Source organism: Streptomyces sp. NPDC059718 (assembly GCF_042733315.1).
In the GTDB taxonomy this organism is placed as follows: Bacteria; Actinomycetota; Actinomycetes; order Streptomycetales; family Streptomycetaceae; genus Actinacidiphila.
Genome location: NZ_JBHWGA010000090.1, coordinates 1 through 17,158 on the forward strand (window position 1 = coordinate 1; position 17,158 = coordinate 17,158).

A 17,158-nucleotide genomic window follows, 5' to 3' on the forward strand; every position below is an offset into this window, starting at 1 on the left:
ACGTGGGGCCGAACAACGCCACGCGGGGGTGGAAGAACAACCCCGGTCATCTGCAGAACCTGGCGGACGAGCTCGGCGTCTCGAAGGACAGCTTGCTCGACGCGCTCGACAGGCGTTTCCCGCCGGGCGAGCTGCCGGACACGCTCAAGCGGCTCCAGCAGGATGTCAGGCACACCGTCGTCCACGGCTCCGCCACGGAGAACGTGACGGTGCGCTGGGAGAGCGGGGACAAGTCGTTCCTGGTTCTGGACGACCCCACCAAGGTGTTGGCGCGGGCGGTGTCCGCACCGGCGGGTGCGGCGGACGACTTCCTCCACGGTGCTGGTGACGGCCATGTTGACCTGACGCTGGACCCGGGCTGGAACGTGGCGCGTGGCGCGGCGGCGCCGAACACGGTGAAGCACTCGTGGGTGGACCCGGTGTCGACGCCGCGGGGCGGTGGCGCTCACGCGCCGCGGTACGAGGTGCGTGCCGGCTTCGACGTGCGCCGGTTCGAGTTGGGCGAGCGTTCCGTCACGGATCTGACCGTGCGGGTCCGGCTGGCCGCCGACGGTCTGCCGCCGGCTCAGGTGGACGCACTGTGGGAGCGAGCGCTGGGCGGTGTGGAGCGGGTCTTCAACCGTCCCGGTGAGGTGCTGGGCGATGGCGGCGTCCTGCACGTCACGCTGGAGCGCGTCGCGGGGAATGCCGCCGACGCCCACCTGAACGTGCACGTGGGTCGTCCGCAGAGTGCGATGAACCAGCACCAGTGGCGCATCGACGCCACCGAGCAGGATCTCGCGCATGAGCTGGGCCACCAGTTGGGCCTGCGGGACGAGTACCGGGACACCACCGCCGGGCACCGTCCGGAGGTCGACGGCAGCCTGATGGGCAACTACCACAACGCCGCCCCCGAGGGCCTGTCCCAGGGCGGACTCCGCCCCCGCTACCTCGACCTCATCGACGCCCACATCCGCAACCACGATCACGTCCAGGCGCCGCACATCAGCGCCGCCGCGGACGACGCGATCGCGCCCCCCGCACCGGGCAAGGGCAAGGCGCGTGCCGACGCGGACGCCGGGTCGCTGGACGGGGGGCCGGACCTGACCCCGCGCGCCGACGACCCGCTGTCGACGGCGGACGCCGAGGCGGCCGTGCAGGACGCCCGTCGCGATCTGAACCGGGCGCACGCGGAGTTCCGGCGGCTCGAGGCCCTCGATCTGGTCGGAAGGGGGTCCTCGAACAGGACCGGGCTGGACGCGGCGCGCGAGCAGGTCGTGACCGCCGAGCTCCGGCTCGCCGATGCGGAGGCCGCCGAGCTGAGGGTGGCCGCGGCCGAACACGCGTCGCCCGCACCCGTACCGCCGGTGCCGCCCGTACCGCACGCGCATGACGGGACCTCCGGTTCGGGCTCGGCCTCGTCGCTGCGGGACACGGACTCGGTGTCCGGCACGGAGACGTTCCCCACCGCACACGGATACTTCTCGGAGCTCACCGAGCCCCATCCGCGCCAGATCGACGAGGTCGACGGGACCTTCACCCGGTACGACGAGCAGGGCGCTCCCGTCGCCGCCGGCCGCCCGCTCCCCGCGCTGCCGGGCGTGCCGGACGGCCTGAACCTGGTCACCCCGGCGCAGGGTGCCGCCTGGCTGGAGGACGCGACCGGCACGCGCATCGCCCACTTCCGCGGCCAGGAGGTCACCGCCACGGCCGACGGTCTGCGGGTGACCCACGTGCACACCGGCGGGCCCCGGGACGGGGAGTTCATCCAGATCGGCACCGACGGCACCCTGGTCAAGCAGGGCTTCAACGTCCTCGACAAGGGCAGGCCCACTCCCTACCAGTACGTCCTCGACCACCCGAACGGCGTGTGGGAGCGGACCGGGCCCGGCGGCGCCGGCACGGGGGTGTTCCACCGCGGCCAGGCGGATCTGACGGGTGCCGCGAACGGCCGCGTGGTGCTGCTGAGCGCGACGGGCGCAGCGGTACCGGTCTTCGAGCGCCGGCCGCTGCCCGGCGGGGGGCTCCTCGACTCGTTCCGCCGCACCGACACCATCGACTTCGGCCGTACGAACCCCCGTACGAGCTGGGCGCGCTGGGGCGACGAGGCCACCCTGTCCGGCGCGGGCATCCGCGAGTACGACACCGCGGGCACCGGCTGGCGCGACCTCGACGCGCGCGGCAACGTCGTCCACGAGTACCAGGCCGGTCTGCAGAAGCACGGCAACGGCACCGGCCACACGCTGGCGCTCCGGAACGAGGACGGCCAACTGCGCTGGCACCGCTACGACGGGGCCTCGAGGGAACTGGCCGCGGGCCCGCGGACCCCTGACCGGTACGACTCCGGCTGGACCGACCTCACGGACGACGGAGGGACCCTCGTCCAGCGCAAGTGGGGCATGGGCCACCTGCCCGAGCGCGCCGGGCAGTACGAGGAGCACGCACTCGTGCAGGACCCCGCTGCGCCCGGCGGGTGGCGGACCGACGGGACCTGGCTGCGCCAGTCGCCGCACGGCAAGGAGGTCGGCAAGGCCGAGGTCGTCGACGGCCACCTGCTGGTCACCGAGCGGTGGCGCGAGCAGCGCCCGCCCACCTGGGTCCGCAACGGGTGGCTGCCGGGTGCCGGGCACGCGGAAGGCGCGTACGCCCATGTGCTCGGCGACAACGCGTACCAGCTGTTCACCTGGGAGAAGCGGCCCATCGGGGACGGCGCCGGTGCCGGTGGCTCGGGGGTGCGGTACGTCGGCCTCGACGGCGGCGCCCTGGATCTGGCGGCGAACGGCGACTTCGCGCGCCTGACCACCAAGCTCCACGACGGTACGACGCTGAAGGTCGGCGACCACGCCGGCGGCCCCGGCTACGCCCCGGCCGACGCCTCGTACGTGCCCTGGGAGGACTCCGGCGGCCGGCACGGCTACCGCGTCCCGCAACAAGGCGCTCCCGACGGCCCGCTGTGGCAGGACCGCTTCCAGGGGCCGGACGGGCGCCTGAGGGTCGCGCGCGAGGGCCTGCCGAACGGAGTCGTGCGCGAGTACGTCGATGCGCCGGTCGTCGGGCATCCCTCCGGCCGCGGCAGCTGGGTCACCCGTGACGCCCAAGGCAACCTGACCGGGATGCGGCACCCGAACCCCAACGGCGCCGCGAACAGCTTCATCGAGGGCACGGGGCGGGCGGACTCCGCGAAGTGGACGTGGCGGGAGACGGACGCCCAGGGCAACCACCTCGGCCGCTCCGGCTCCAGGGAGTTCTTCCGCGGCTCCAACGACCCGAAGCTGTCCTGGGACGACTCCTTCCGCGACCTCGACGCGAACCGCAACCTGGTCCGCGAGCGCCGCATGCTCGACAAGGGCCGCTTCGTGGACGCCTGGCGCGACCCGGCCCGCAACGAGCACTGGCTGACCGCCGCGTTCAAGCGCGACGGCTCACCGGCGATCGCACCCGGCCAGGGCGGCCAGGTCCGCACCTGGTGGAACCGGGCCACCGGCGCCTGGGACGACCAGTGGCGGCCCGGCGCCCGCCACTTCCGCGACGAACTGCGGTCCGCCGACGGCACCAGGATCGTCCTGCGCGACACGCCGCTGCACCTGGACGGCCCGGCCCGCGTCCGCGAGTACGGCCGCACGGCCGGCGAGCCCGGTGCGGTCTGGAAGGAGTTCGACCACGGCTCCGTCGTCCGCGAGCGCAAGGCCGAGACGGGCCCCGGCGGCACCGTCACCGGATACCTGGAGACCGACGCCTGGCGCGGCCAGTGGAACCGTTACGACGCCCGGGGCGAACTCGTCGCCCAGCGCACGGACAGCGGCCTGGTCTGGGAGCGCCGCGGTCCGCTCGGCCAGATGAAGCTCGTCGGCAACGAGTACGACTACCGCGGGGCGCTGACCGAGATCCGCGGCTGGGGGCGCCGGATCCGCGAGTCCCAGCGCATGCCCTGGTCCGGGACGATGCTCCCCGACGATGCGGATGCGGCGCTGCGCGAGGCGCGGTACGAACCGTACTGGCGGACGGTGGCGTACAAGGCCGCCGTGGAGTTCGGCCAGGAGTTCGTCCTGGAGTTCGGCGCCAACCTGGCCGTGAACGGCATCGTGGCCGCGGCCCAGGACAAGCCGTTCACCGGCAAGGACGTGCTGAAGGCGTTCGCCAACGCCGCGGTGTCCTCGGGCGTCAAGACCGGGGTCGGCATCGCCGTGCACGAGAACCGGGCCGCCGGGTTCCGCGAGCTCGGCAACCTCAAGACGACCCTGGCCAACATCGACAGCGGCAAGCACCCGCAGCGCAGGCCGTTCAACCACGACAAGACCTGGTCCAACGAGTGGGCCGGGAACGAGACCCCCACCCGCTGGCGCGGAGGCATCTACGACTTCACCTTCAGCGCGGGCACCAGCGTGATCTCGGGATGGGTCAACGGCGCCATGAACGCCGCGGTGTGGGGCGTCAGCGACGCCAACGGGAACACGGTCAAGCTCAGCGGCGCGGACGCCTTCCTGGACGGCGGGATCAACGCCGCGGCGGCCCTCACCACGTCGGCCTCCACCGCCCTGGTCAAGAACGTCCTCGTGCTGGGCGGCGGCAGCCGGCTCTTCCACCGGCAGGGCTTCGCGGACTTCTGGATCCAGCTACCCTTCAAGATCTTCGAGAAGTCGATCCAGTCGGTTTACCTGACCGGTGCGTACCGTGCGAGCATCAACCCGTCCTGGTACCAGGTACCGCCGCCCGGCACCCAGCAGTAGAGGATCCGGAACATGACCCGTCACACCGTGGCCCCCAAAGGACAAGGCGGCCGCGGCGCCTTCCACCGGATCGCCGACGCGGTGCACGCCGCCGCCCCCGGCGACGTGGTGGTGATCGCCCCGGGCACCTGGACCGAGGCCGTGGTGCTGGACCGCGCCGTCGTGCTCACGGCGGAGCACGGCCGCGGCAGCGTCGTGCTGGCTGCCCCTCCCGGGGACCGGCCCGCGCTGACCGTCGACGGACCGGACTGCGCCGTGCACGGCGTCACCGTGTGGGGCGCCGACGACGGTGCCCCCGCGATCGCCGTCTCGCCGGGCGCCGGACTGGTCCTGGAGGACTGCGCCGTCGAGGGCGGCCGCATCCAGGCCCGCGGCCCGGAGGACGACGAGAGCGGGACGACCGCCCTGATCCTGCGGCGCTGCCGCCTCGAACGCGCCCGGCTGGCCGGCCTGCACCTGGCCGGGGCGGTCCGCGCCCGGGTCGAGGACACCAGCGTCACGGGCGTGGACGGCACGGGCGTCGTGCTGTCGGGCACGGCCCGGCTGGACGCGGCCCGGCTGCGCCTGGACCGTACGACGGGATCGGGCGTCCGGCTGCGCGGCAGCGCACGCCTGCGGCTCGCCGACTCCACGCTGACCGGCACCGGCCGCGCCGGGCTGCTGCTGGAGGAGGCCGCCGAGGCCACGGCCGGCGAACTGCGGATCGAGTCGCCGGGCGCTGCCGGCGTGCACGTGACCGGCACGGCGCGCGCCGAGCTCACCGACTGCCGGATCCGCGGCGCCTCCGCCAGCGGGGTGGTCGTCCAGGACAACGGCGTGCTCAACGCGCAGGGCTGCGCCGTCGCCGACGCCGGCGCCAACGGGCTGCTGGTCACGGGCGCCGCGCAGGCGCGCCTCGCGGACTGCCGGATCGACCGCAGCGCCTTCAGCGCCGTCCACCTGTCCGGCACGGCCACCGGGCAGCTGACCGACTGCCTCGTCCGCGACTGCGCCGAGCACGGCGTCCACGCGGCGGGCGAGGCCCGCCTGGAACTCGCGGACTGCGGGATCAGGAACGTGGCCATGACCGGCGTCGCCGTGGACGAGCAGGCCGTGGCGACGGTCACCGGCTGCCGCATCGACGACGTCGCGACGGGCATCGGCCTCGGCTCGGCCTCCGAGAGCAGGGTCGAGCACACCACGGTCACCGGTACCAAGGACATCGGGGTGCGGGTAGCGACCGGCGGTACCGCGGTCCTGACCGGCATACGGGTCACCGGGGCGGGCGCGGCGGGCGTCGTCGTCGACGAGGGCGCCCAGGCCACCGTCAACGGCGGCTCGGTGGAGGGCAGCGCGGGCTCCGGCGTCGTCGTGTGGACCGGGGCCCGGCCCACGGTCGCGGACCTGCGCATCGACCGGCCCGCCAAGAACGGCGTCTTCCTCGCCGAGGGCGCGGGCGGGACCTTCACCTCCCTCGACGTGTCCGGCTCCGGCTTCCCCGCGCTCCACGTGGGCGCGGGGGCGGATCCCGTCCTCCGGCACTGCCGGATCCGCGACTGCGCGGACGCGCTCGGCACGGACGAGGGCGCGGCCCCGCAGCTCGACGACTGCACCGCGGACGGCGTCCCGCTGACGTTCGGGGAACCCGCGGCCGCCCCGGCGGTGCCCGCCGCCCCTGGCGTACCCGGCGCCCCGCCGGCTGGGACGCGCCCGCCGGCCGCCGCCGCCGACGAGGAAGAGCCCGAGGAGACGCTGGAGGACCTGCTGGGCGAGCTGAACGCCCTCGTCGGCCTCGACCGCGTCAAGCGCGACGTCGGCTCGCTGGTGAAGCTGATGCAGACGGTCCGGCGCCGCGAGGAGGCCGGGCTGCCCGCCCCGCCGCTCAGCCGGCACCTGATCTTCGCGGGCAACCCCGGCACCGGCAAGACCACCGTGGCCCGCCTCTACGGCAGGCTCCTGAAGGCCCTCGGACTGCTGCGCGAGGGCCACCTCGTGGAGGTCGACCGTACGGCCCTGGTCGGCGAGTACGTCGGCCACACCGGCCCCAAGACCACCGCCGCCTTCAACCGCGCGCTGGGCGGCGTGCTCTTCATCGACGAGGCCTACACCCTTGCCCCGGTCGGGGCCGGTAACGACTTCGGCACGGAGGCCGTCGCCACCCTGGTCAAGCTCATGGAGGACCACCGCGACGACGTCGTCGTCATCGCCGCCGGCTACCCCGGCGACATGGACCGCTTCATCAGCTCCAACCCGGGCCTGTCCTCCCGATTCGGCCGCACGCTCCTCTTCGAGGACTACGCCGCGGACGAACTGGTCTCGATCGTCGAGTACCAGGCCGCGGAGCACCAGTACGAACTCACCCCCGCCGCCCGCGAGGAGCTCACCCGTCTCTTCGAGCTCCTCCCGCGCGGCGAGGGCTTCGGCAACGGCCGTTCCGCGCGCCAGATGTTCCAGGAGATGACCGAACGGCAGGCGCAGCGCGTCGCCGAGCTGGACGACCCGACCGCGGACCAGCTCATGGCCCTGCAGGACCAGGACCTCCCCCAGCCCGCGACCCGCGGTTGACCGCGGGGGGTCTGCCCGGCGGGTCCAGGACCTCGCGCGGCCCGCGGCCCGCAGCCGGGGGAGGCCTCAGTCGCCGGGGGCGGGCGCGGCGCGGGTCAGGCGCGTCTCCATCCGGGCCACCACGTGCTCCTGGGCGCGGCGGCGCGCTGCGGAGAGCCTGCGGTCGAGGACGAAGACCGGCAGGAGCCACGCCCAGCCCCACACGACCAGTCCGTGGACGAGGTCCGTGTAGCGCAGCAGAGCGTTCGTGCCGTAGGCGAGGACGGCTGCGGCCGCCCAGGCAGGCGCCCGGTGGCGGGCGAGCAGTCGCAGGGGCGCCTTCCCCGGGCCGGACAGTTCGGCGAGCGTGGCCGCCGGCACGGCGGCCCGGTGGTCCTCCGGCCGGTCCCGCGACCATGCCTCGGCGCGGTGCCGGGCCTCCTCCGCCGTGCTGTCGCGCAGGGCGTACGCGACGTCGTCGCTCTGCGCCTGGGTGCTGCCCTGCTCCAACCGGGCGGCCGCCGCCTGCATGCGGACGTCCTCCCACCACGAGCGCTTCGACCACCGCAGCGCGGCCTGGGCGCGCCCGGTCTCCGGGGTGCCGGGCGCGAGGCGCTCGAGGCGCTCGAGCCGTTCGAGCAGGGTCTGCGCGCGGGCGGCCCGGCCCGGATGTTCGAACGCGTCGGCGGCGAGGCAGAGCTCGGCGTACCCGGCGAGCAGTCCGAGGTGGTCGGGGGAGAGTTCCAGACCCGGCTGCGGGGCGGGGCGTCCTACAGGTCGAGCACCAGGTCCGTGCGCGGCTGAGAGCAGCAGATGAGGGCGTTGCCCTCGGCGGGTTCGTCGACGGGCTCCGGCGCGTACGCGACACCGCCCGTCAGGACCTGGGTCTCGCAGGTGTGGCAGACCCCGGTGCGGCACGACCAGCGGGTCGGCACGTCGCACGCCTCCGCGAGTTCGAGGAGCGTGCCGTACGCAGGGTGCCACGGCACGCTCAGGCCGCTGCGGGCGAAGGACACCGACGGTCCCGTCGGCTCGCCGGGCGGGGCGGCGGGCGGGTGCGGGGTGTGGGCCGTCGCGTCGACCACGCCGGGGTTGATCGAGGACAGCGCGCCGAAGGTCTCCCGGTGGATATGGTCCGCGGCCAGTCCCCCCGCCGCCAGCGCCCCCGCCATGTCGTCCATGAAGCCCTGCGGTCCGCAGATGTAGGCGTCCGCGTCCGGCGGCAGCTCCAGCGCGGCGATCCGCGCCGTGTCGAGCCGGCCCGCCCCGGTGTAGTCGGCGCCCGCACGGTCGCTCTCGCGCGGCCTGCTGTACGCGATGTAGGCGTGCGCGCCCGCCATCCTCCCCACCAGGGCCCGGGACTCCGCGGCGAACGGATGGCTCTCGCCGTCGCGTGCCACGTGCAGCCACCACACCTCGCGCCGGCCGCACGCGTCGGCCAGCGCGTACAGCATCGCCATCACCGGCGTGGCGCCCACCCCCGCGGACAGCAGCACCACCGGCGTGTCGCCCTTCCCGAGGACGAACGTGCCGCGCGGCGCGGCGACGTCCAGCAGGTCGCCCTCCCGCACGTGCCGCCGCAGGAAGCCGCTGCCCGCGCCGTGCGGCTCCTGCTTGACGCTGATCCGGTACTCGGCCGCGCCGGGCCGCCCCGACAGGGAGTACGTGCGGATCAGCGGCGGTCCGTCGGGGTCCGGCCGCATCCGGACGGTGAGGAACTGGCCCGGCATCCCGGCCGGCAGCGGACTGCCGTCCTGCGCGGCCAGCGTCAGCGAGAAGATGCTGCTGCTCTCGTCCCGGACCCGGGCCACCCGCAGCGGGCGGAAGCCCGGCCACGCCGGGGGAGGGGCCGCCGTGCCGGTCAGCCCGGGGTTGCCCGCCGCGCCGCCCCCGTCCCCCGCCGGGGCGTCGAGCAGCGCCCGCATCGACGCCTGCCACCCCGGGCTCAGCGCTGGGATGCGCAGGGCACGCTCGACCTGGTCCCGGGGATGCCCGGGCAGGTACAGCAGCGCGTCGATGTCGGCGACGGTCATCGCCTCCGGCCCGGTCCCGAGCTTGACGATGTCGTCGCCCGCGGTGACCTCGCCCTCCTCCAGCACCCGCAAGTAGAAGCCGGGGCGCCGGTGGGCCACCAGCAGGGCGGCCATCCTGGGCTCCGCCATGCGCATCCCGACCCGGTAGCAGGTCACGCGCGGCTGCGTGACCTCGAAGACCGCGCCGCCGATGCGGTACCGGTCCCCGATGCACACCTCGTCGTCGGGCAGCCCGTCCACGGTGAAGTTCTCGCCGAAGTTGCCGAAGGTGAGGTCGTCCCGCCCGAGCTCCTTCTGCCAGTGGCGGTAGGAGTCCAGCTGGTACACCAGCACCGCCCGCTGCTCGCCGCCGTGCCCGCCGAGGTCGCCCTGCCCGTCGCCGTCGATGTTGAGCCGCCGGACCATGCGCGGCCCGGAGACCGGCTCCTTCCAGACGCCCGTGTACGTCGTCCGGCCCTGCCAGGGCACGTTCTTGGGCATACCGACGCTGACGGCGACCAGTGTGGCCATGCGCCATCTCCCTCGTAGCGCGAGCCCCCCTGCCTTCCGGCCACCGTATTACGCCCATCGTGCCGCGCAACCCGGCCGAGGGGGCGGCCCCCGCCCGCCCCGGGGCGGGCGGTGCCCCACGATCTCCACCGCCTAGGGTGAGGATCCCCGGCCCCGGCCGGGATTGCGGGCGGGCAGGACGGTGTTGACCCACCCGACAGCCGCCGGACCCTCGATGGACGGAGACCAGCACCACCCATGTCCACCACCGTTGATCACGCCCACCCCGCGGAGTCCGACGGCGAGCCCGCCCGGGCCGACGCCGCACCCGTCCTGGACAACCCCGTGTGGGGCGCCCTCACCGGCCCGCACGCCCGCTTCGCCGAGGTCCGCGGCCGTGCCGCCCGTTACCGGTCCGACGTGTCCGTCTTCGCGGGCCTCGCCGACCCGGCCGACCCCGCCGCCTGGGACGACCTGGCCGAGTTGCTCGGCCCCGGCGGCACCGCCCTGGTCACCGGCTCACCGGTGATCCCCGAGGGCTGGGAGGTCGTGGAGGGCGGCGAGGGCATGCAGATGGTCGACACCGCGCTCCACGCCGAGCACGCACCGGAGGCCGTACGGCTGGGCCCCGCCGACGTCGACGACGTCATGGACCTGATCGCCCGCACGCGGCCCGGCCCCTTCCTGCCGAAGACCCTCGAACTCGGCACGTACCTGGGCATCCGGGAGGACGGCCGGCTGGTCGCCATGGCCGGGGAGCGCATCCAGCCGCCCGGCTGGACGGAGATCAGCGCCGTCTGCACCGACCCCGACCACCGCGGCCGCGGCCTGGCGACCCGCCTGATGAGCGCCGTCGCCGCAGGCATCAAGGAACGCGGGGACACCCCGCTGCTGCACGCCGCCGCGAGCAACACCAACGCGGTACGGCTCTACGAGTCGATCGGCTTCACCCACCGCCGCCGCACCCTGTTCCTGCTGGTCCGCGCGCCAGGAGCCCGGGCCTAACCCCGGTCGGTCCGCTCCCGGTCCTCGCCCGCCCGGGCGGGGGCCGCGGGGCGGACGATCTCGTCGGCGGTGCCGGCGGCCAGCGACCCGAGCAGGGCCAGCGAGCGCGCCGCCTCCGATCCCGGCTCGGCGTGGTAGATCACCAGGACCTGGCCCTCGGCGCCGTTGACGCTCAGCTTCTCCCGGTACAGGTCCATGTCGCCGACCTGCGGGTGCCGCATCCGGGCGAGCGCCCCCTCGCGCCGGTGCACGTCGTGGCGCGCCCACAGCTTCCGGAAACGGTCGCTCTTCAGCGAAAGCTCGCCCACGAGCGCGGCCAGCCGGGGGTCGTCGGGATCGGGCCCGGCCACCGCGCGCAGACTCGCGACCGCGTTCACCGTGGCGGTCTGCCAGTCCCGGTGCAGCTCCCGCTCCTCCGGGTCCAGGAACGCCGCGCGGAGCCGGTTCACCCCGGGCACGTTGTTCGGCGACAGCGCCCGCGCCAGGGCGTTCGCGGCAAGGACGTCGAGGTACTTCCCCTGCACGAGCGCCGGCATCGGCAACTGCCCGAGCAACTGCAGGATGTGCCCCGGCACCTTCTCCTGGGCGGGGCGCCTGGTCCTGCGCGGCTTGGGTCCGACCAGCCCGATCAGGTAGGCCGTCGCGTCGGCGTCCAGCCGCAGCACACCCGCGAGCGACTCCAGGACCTGCACGGACGGATTGCGGTCCCGCCCCTGCTCCAGCCGGAGGTAGTAGTCCGAGCTGATGCCCGCGAGCATCGCGACCTCCTCGCGCCGAAGCCCCGGCACGCGCCGCAGCCCACCGCCGCCCAGGCCGACGTCCTCGGGCCGGACGAGTTCCCGCCGGGCCCGCAGGAAATCACCGATCACATTCGAGCCGTCCATGCGCCCCACGCTAGTTCGCCCCCCGCCCCCGTGCCTGGCCCTGCCGCCCCCAGGAACGGCCCGGCCGTGACCGTCTGGGACCATGGCGCATGGCTGACGAGAACCCGGGTCCCGCCCTTGCGGACGTACTCGACGACGGTCAGGCACGGGCGCTGGTCGGCGCCACCTCCGGCGCCGAGGACCTTCCGGTCGGCGGCGCGACGATGACCATAGGCTCGGCCGGGACGCTGATCATCGTGGACGCGGGGGACGTACCGGGGCGCAGCGGTGTGTGGAACGCGCAGGAGATCCGTCTGCTCGGCCCCGCGCCGGCTCCGGTGCTGGAGCGGCTCTGGGAGCCGCCCGGATTCCATCTGCTCGTCCGCGTGGACGGGGGCTTGCTCCACCTCGGCACGGGCCACGCCGAAGTGATCGGTTCGCACCTCCCGCCCGGCGGCACCGCGTACGAACTCGACGACTGCACAGTACGGCTGCAGACGTCCCTCAACAGGGCGCTGCTCGACCGGGTCCGCCCGCTGCGCCCCGTCGCGGCCCGCCCCGGCCTGGAGTGGCTGGACGACGTGAACGGCGACCGTGCCCTCGCGCTGGAGCGGTTCGTCACGGGCTGGTACCCGGCCACCGACGGCGCCGCGAAGCCGCCGTTCGTGCCGGGCGGCTCCACCGACCTGCCCACCGCGCTCGCGCAGCTCTACCGGCTGGCCGTACGGCGCCCCGGAGTCCTGGGCGTCCAGAACCGCATCGTCGAGGACCCCCGTCGTGAGACCGACCGCTGCGGCGACATGCGCGTCATCGGCGTCGAGAACCAGGGAGGGTTCCACTGGTCCACGCTGTGGACGCCCGGCGAGTCCGAGGACGACCCCACCGTCTGGCACAGGGTGCACGACGAACCGCCGGTCGCCGAACGCGAACCACTCGGCGGCTTCCTCCTCCAGTTCGCGCTCTACGAGGCAGCGATGGGCGCCGACTACGTGGCGATGGCGCACGGCATCACCGGAGCACAGGTCGAGCCGCTCACCCGGGAACTGCGTCCGGTTCCCCTCCGGCCCTTCGAGCCCCGGGCTGCCAGGCGTTTCCACGTGGCACCCGGGCTCGTCCTGAGCGTCTCGCGAGGGTGGAGGGAGAACGAGTACGACGTTTGGGCCGGGGCCACCGACCGCGGTGCCCTGTGCCCCCTGCCCCACGACGGCGTCGACTGGCTCGCCTTCGACGGGTGACCTTGCGCTTCGTGGGCCTCAGGCGCCGGCCTCCAGGCACAGCACCGGTACGCGCTGGACGAGGTTGTTCGCGAAGCCGCCGCGGTTCCAGGGCTGTTCCAGCGGCTGGGTGTGGCCCTCCGCGTCGGTGGCGCGGACGCTGAGCACGTGCTGACCGGGCGTCGCGTCCCAGGTGGTGTGCCAGTGCCGCCAGGCCCAGGGGTGGTCCTCGTCGCCGAGTGCGGCCGCCTGCCAGGTGTGGCCGCCGTCCGTGCTCGTCTCGACGCCGACGATTGGCGCGCGTCCGGACCACGCCCGGCCCTCCAGGCGCTGCGGGCCCGGCCGGACGACTCGGGTGCGCGTCATGAAGTCGGGGAAGCCGGGCGGCACCATGAGGGCGCGCGGCGCGATGCGGGTCACCGGCTCGCCGGGCTCGTCGGGCTCCTGCCGGAAGCGGTACGCCACGGCCTGCTGGAAGCCGGTGAACGGGGTGTCCGTGAGGGTGATGTCGTGCAGCCACTTCACGTGCGCCATGCCGTACCAGCCGGGGACGACCAGGCGGACGGGGTGGCCGTGCTGCGGCGGCAGGGGCGCGCCGTTCATGGCGTACGCCACCAGGACCTCGGGGTCCTCGGCGGTCGCGGCGGCGACCGTGAGCGAGCGCTGGTAGTCCTGTTCGACCCCGCGCTCCACACCGTGGTCGGCGCCGGTGAAGACCGCCTCGACGGCGCCGGGTTCCACGCCCGCCTCCCGCAGCAGCGTGCGCAGCGGCACGCCCGTCCAGTCGGCCGTCCCCACCGCCTCGTTCAGCCAGGGCTGGCTGACCGGGCGCGGGGTCAGCCCGGCACGGCCGTTGCCGGCGCACTCCATGGTGACCCGGTGCGTGACGGCCGGATACCGGCGCAGGTCGTCCACGGACAGTTCCAGCGGGGTGCGGACCCTGCCGCCGACGGTGAGCCGCCAGGTCCTGGCGTCGGCCGGCGGGATGTCGAAGTGGACCAGTACGTAGTGCAGGCCGGGCGGCGTGACGTCGTAGCGCAGGGCCTCCAGGGGCAGTGCGTGGTTGCGGGCCGCCAGGCCCAGTTCGTCCATGCCGATGCCCTCGGCCGGGTCGGCCAGCCGGGACGCGGCGCTCACGTGCGCGATGTTCGGATCATCCACCCCACCAGTGTGCCCCGGCAGGTCACGGCCGGGCACGGTCGAGCAGTGCCCGCAGCACCGGACGCCGCGGCGACTCGCGGGGCAGGGCGCGCAGCGCCGCCTGCAGCAGGTCGACGTCCTCGTGGTTGCCGGGCCGGTCCAGCCAGTCGAGCAGCAGCCTCGCGTCGCCCCGGTCGCGCAGGGCGCGGCGCAGCCCGCAGTGGAGTTCCTCGCGCGCGTCGACGATGGCCGGGGCGTCCGAGCCGGGCAGCAGCGCCCCGGGGTAGCGGGCCAGGGCCCGGCGGTGGGCGCCGCGCGCGAGGAGGGCCCGGACCTCGTCCGCGTCCGTGGTGGCCGGCAGCAGCAGCCGGTACGGGCGCGAGCCCAGCACATGCGGGCCGAGCAGCCGGCGCAGCCGCGACATCTCGGCCCGCATGGTGACCCGGGCCGATTCGTGCTCGTGCAGCCGGACCGCCAGCGCGTCGGCGCCCAGCCCCCGCGGATGCCGGGCCAGCAGGAAGACGATCTCCGAATGGCGCGGGCTCAGTTCGACCGTGCCGTACGGGGAGCTCAGCAGTGCCCGGTCGCGAGCCAGCACCTCCAGCCGGGCCGTCGCGGTCCCCGCGGCCGGTGCCGATCCCGGGGTGGTGGCCGGCAGCACGCCGCGCAGCCGCAGCAGCCGCAGTTCGGCCTCCGCCGCCGCCACGGTGGCCCGCACCAGGGCCAGGGCGTGCGGCGCCGCGATGTGGTCGCCGCCGGTCAGGTCGATGACGCCGATGACCGCGCCGGTGTCCGGGTCGCGGACCGGGGCCGCCGAGCAGCTCCACGGGTGCACCGGACGGATGAAGTGCTCGCCCGCGTAGATCTGCAGGGGCCGCCCGAGCGCGACCGCGGTGCCGGGTGCGTTGGTGCCGGCCGCGTCCTCGGCCCACTCCGCGCCCTCGACGAAGCCGATCCGTTCGGCCCGCGCCGCCAGCCCCGGGGTGCCCTCGACCCACAGCAACCGGGCGTGCTCGTCGCCGACCGCCACCAACTGGGCGCTGTCCTGCGCCGGTTCGACGAGCAGGCTGCGCACGACGGGCAGCACGGCCGCCATCGGGTGCTGCCGCCGGTAGTCCCGCAGCTCCGCGGCGCCGAGCCCGGGGGAGCGGGGGCCGTCGGCCTCCGGGTCCACGCCGCGGCTGAGCGAGCGCTGCCAGGAGTCGCGGACGACGTCGCGCACCGGCCGCGGTGGGCGACCCGTCGTCAGGAACTCCTCGTGGGCGCGCGCCACATCCCTCCGCAGGAGGTCCGGATCGGTTCCCGGCGGCCAGGCCGCGTAGGACGCCGCGTACGAGACAGTCATGGCCGTCCCCGGAAGTAGGCACGGACCGGTGCCCGGCGGCACCGGGTGGGGTGCTGCCGAGTGTAGTTCCGCGACTGCGCTCCGCCGCAACCCTGTTGCAACCTTGCGTGTCCTACGGTCGCGTCGAACGCCGTCCGCAACGGAGCGGGCGGCTCGCAATGGGAGGCCGCCCCATGACCCGGTACGCCAACCCCGGCTCCGACGACGCGATCATGAAGTACCAGCCCCGCTACGACCACTGGATCGGCGGCGAGTACGTGCCGCCCGCCCGCGGCGAGTACTTCGAGAACCCGACCCCGGTCACCGGCGAGACCTTCACCGAGGTCGCCCGCGGCACCGCCGAGGACGTCGAGCGGGCCCTGGACGCCGCCCACGCGGCCGCGCCGGCGTGGGGCCGTACGTCGGTGACCGAGCGCGCCAACATCCTCAACAGGATCGCGGACCGCATGGAGGCGCACCTGGAGGAACTGGCGGTCGCCGAGAGCTGGGAGAACGGCAAGCCGGTCCGGGAGACCCTCGCCGCGGACATCCCGCTGGCCATCGACCACTTCCGCTACTTCGCGGGCGCCATCCGCGCCCAGGAGGGCAGCCTCGCCGAGATCGACGACGACACCGTCGCGTACCACTTCCACGAGCCCCTGGGCGTCGTCGCGCAGATCATCCCCTGGAACTTCCCGATCCTGATGGCGACGTGGAAGCTCGCCCCGGCCCTCGCCGCGGGCAACGCCGTCGTCATCAAGCCGGCCGAACAGACCCCGGCCTCCATCCACTTCTGGATGAGCCTGATCGCCGACCTGCTGCCGCCCGGCGTGGTCAACATCGTCAACGGCTTCGGCGTCGAGGCCGGCAAGCCGCTCGCCTCCAGCCCGCGCGTCGCCAAGGTCGCCTTCACCGGCGAGACGACCACCGGCCGGCTCATCATGCAGTACGCCTCGCAGAACCTGAGGCCCGTCACCCTGGAGCTGGGCGGCAAGAGCCCCAACATCTTCTTCGACGACGTCTCCAGCGCCGACGACGACTTCTACGACAAGGCGCTCGAGGGCTTCACGATGTTCGCCCTCAACCAGGGCGAGGTCTGCACCTGCCCGTCCCGCGCGCTGATCCAGGGCGGCCACTACAACGCCTTCCTCGAGGCGGCCGTCACCCGCACCGAGAAGATCGTCCAGGGCCACCCGCTGGACATCTCCACCATGATCGGCGCCCAGGCCTCCAACGACCAGCTGGAGAAGATCCTCTCCTACTTCGACATCGGCCAGCAGGAAGGCGCCAAGGTCCTCACCGGCGGCGAACGCGCCGAACTGGGCGGCGAACTGGCCGGCGGCTACTACGTCCGGCCGACCATCCTCGAGGGCGACAACCGCATGCGCGTCTTCCAGGAGGAGATCTTCGGCCCCGTCGTCGCCGTCACCTCCTTCGGCGACTTCGACGACGCCATCGCCACCGCCAACGACACCCTCTACGGCCTCGGCGCCGGCGTGTGGACCCGCGACGGCAGCACCGCCTACCGCGCCGGCCGCGCGATCCAGGCGGGCCGGGTGTGGACCAACTGCTACCACGCCTACCCGGCGCACGCCGCCTTCGGCGGCTACAAGCAGTCGGGCATCGGCCGCGAGACGCACAAGATGATGCTCGACCACTACCAGCAGACCAAGAACCTGCTGGTCAGCTACTCCCCGAAGAAGCTCGGCTTCTTCTAGGCCGCCACCTGACAGGGGTGGCGGGGGCCGCCCCGCCCCCCCCCCCCCGGAGGGTGGGGGGGGGGGGGCGCCCGCCCCCCGGGCGGAGCGGGGGTGGGCGGGGGGGGGCCGCACCGCGCGGTTGTACAGGGGTATTTAAAAAA

The 17,158-nt window shown here is 74.3% G+C and carries 10 protein-coding genes; 5 read left to right on the plus strand and 5 right to left on the minus strand.

The features are described 5' to 3' along the window. Both ACFV3E_RS45155 and ACFV3E_RS45160 read left to right on the plus strand, forming a co-directional pair. Positions 1 to 4,706: RHS repeat domain-containing protein (locus ACFV3E_RS45155; RefSeq protein ID WP_500542154.1), on the plus strand; the 4,706-nt coding region annotated here is incomplete at its 5' end. A 12-nt stretch (positions 4,707 to 4,718) separates the two neighbouring features. Continuing rightward, positions 4,719 to 7,250, plus strand: a complete 2,532-nt coding sequence (locus tag ACFV3E_RS45160) for a right-handed parallel beta-helix repeat-containing protein (RefSeq protein ID WP_500542156.1) — start codon at positions 4,719 to 4,721, stop codon at positions 7,248 to 7,250. Positions 7,251 to 7,316: 66 nt separating this feature from the next. Here the strand turns inward: ACFV3E_RS45160 and ACFV3E_RS45165 are convergent, their stop codons facing one another. Beyond that, the gene (locus ACFV3E_RS45165) at positions 7,317 to 7,760 is read right to left on the minus strand and encodes a hypothetical protein (RefSeq protein ID WP_500542158.1); all 444 of its coding nucleotides are present in this window, start codon (positions 7,758 to 7,760) and stop codon (positions 7,317 to 7,319) included. Between the two features lie 239 nt (positions 7,761 to 7,999). Next, positions 8,000 to 9,772, minus strand: a complete 1,773-nt coding sequence (locus ACFV3E_RS45170) for an MOSC domain-containing protein (protein WP_500542160.1) — start codon at positions 9,770 to 9,772, stop codon at positions 8,000 to 8,002. Positions 9,773 to 10,009: 237 nt separating this feature from the next. Here ACFV3E_RS45170 and ACFV3E_RS45175 point away from each other — a divergent pair, with 237 nt between their 5' ends. Further along, positions 10,010 to 10,756, plus strand: coding sequence for a GNAT family N-acetyltransferase (locus ACFV3E_RS45175; RefSeq protein WP_500542162.1), 747 nt, complete (start codon positions 10,010 to 10,012; stop codon positions 10,754 to 10,756). Here ACFV3E_RS45175 and ACFV3E_RS45180 read toward each other — a convergent pair. Then, entirely contained in the window at positions 10,753 to 11,640 is an 888-nt protein-coding gene (locus ACFV3E_RS45180; RefSeq protein ID WP_500542164.1) for a helix-turn-helix domain-containing protein, read from the minus strand. The two genes, ACFV3E_RS45175 and ACFV3E_RS45180, sit on opposite strands and share 4 nt — an antisense overlap. 89 nt (positions 11,641 to 11,729) lie before the next feature. Between ACFV3E_RS45180 and ACFV3E_RS45185 the strand changes: the two genes are divergently transcribed. Continuing rightward, entirely contained in the window at positions 11,730 to 12,854 is a 1,125-nt protein-coding gene (locus tag ACFV3E_RS45185) for a hypothetical protein (protein ID WP_500542166.1), read from the plus strand. A gap of 18 nt (positions 12,855 to 12,872) precedes the next feature. Here ACFV3E_RS45185 and ACFV3E_RS45190 read toward each other — a convergent pair whose 3' ends face one another. Both ACFV3E_RS45190 and ACFV3E_RS45195 read right to left on the minus strand, forming a co-directional pair. After that, positions 12,873 to 13,925, minus strand: a complete 1,053-nt coding sequence (locus ACFV3E_RS45190) for a sulfite oxidase (protein ID WP_500542172.1) — start codon at positions 13,923 to 13,925, stop codon at positions 12,873 to 12,875. Between the two features lie 91 nt (positions 13,926 to 14,016). Further along, a complete protein-coding gene (locus ACFV3E_RS45195; protein WP_500542168.1) occupies positions 14,017 to 15,318 on the minus strand; it encodes a GAF domain-containing protein in 1,302 nt (433 codons plus the stop codon). A gap of 173 nt (positions 15,319 to 15,491) precedes the next feature. Between ACFV3E_RS45195 and exaC the strand changes: the two genes are divergently transcribed. Then, the gene (gene exaC, locus ACFV3E_RS45200) at positions 15,492 to 17,015 is read left to right on the plus strand and encodes an acetaldehyde dehydrogenase ExaC (protein WP_500542170.1); all 1,524 of its coding nucleotides are present in this window, start codon (positions 15,492 to 15,494) and stop codon (positions 17,013 to 17,015) included. The last annotated feature ends 143 nt before the right edge of the window (positions 17,016 to 17,158 follow it).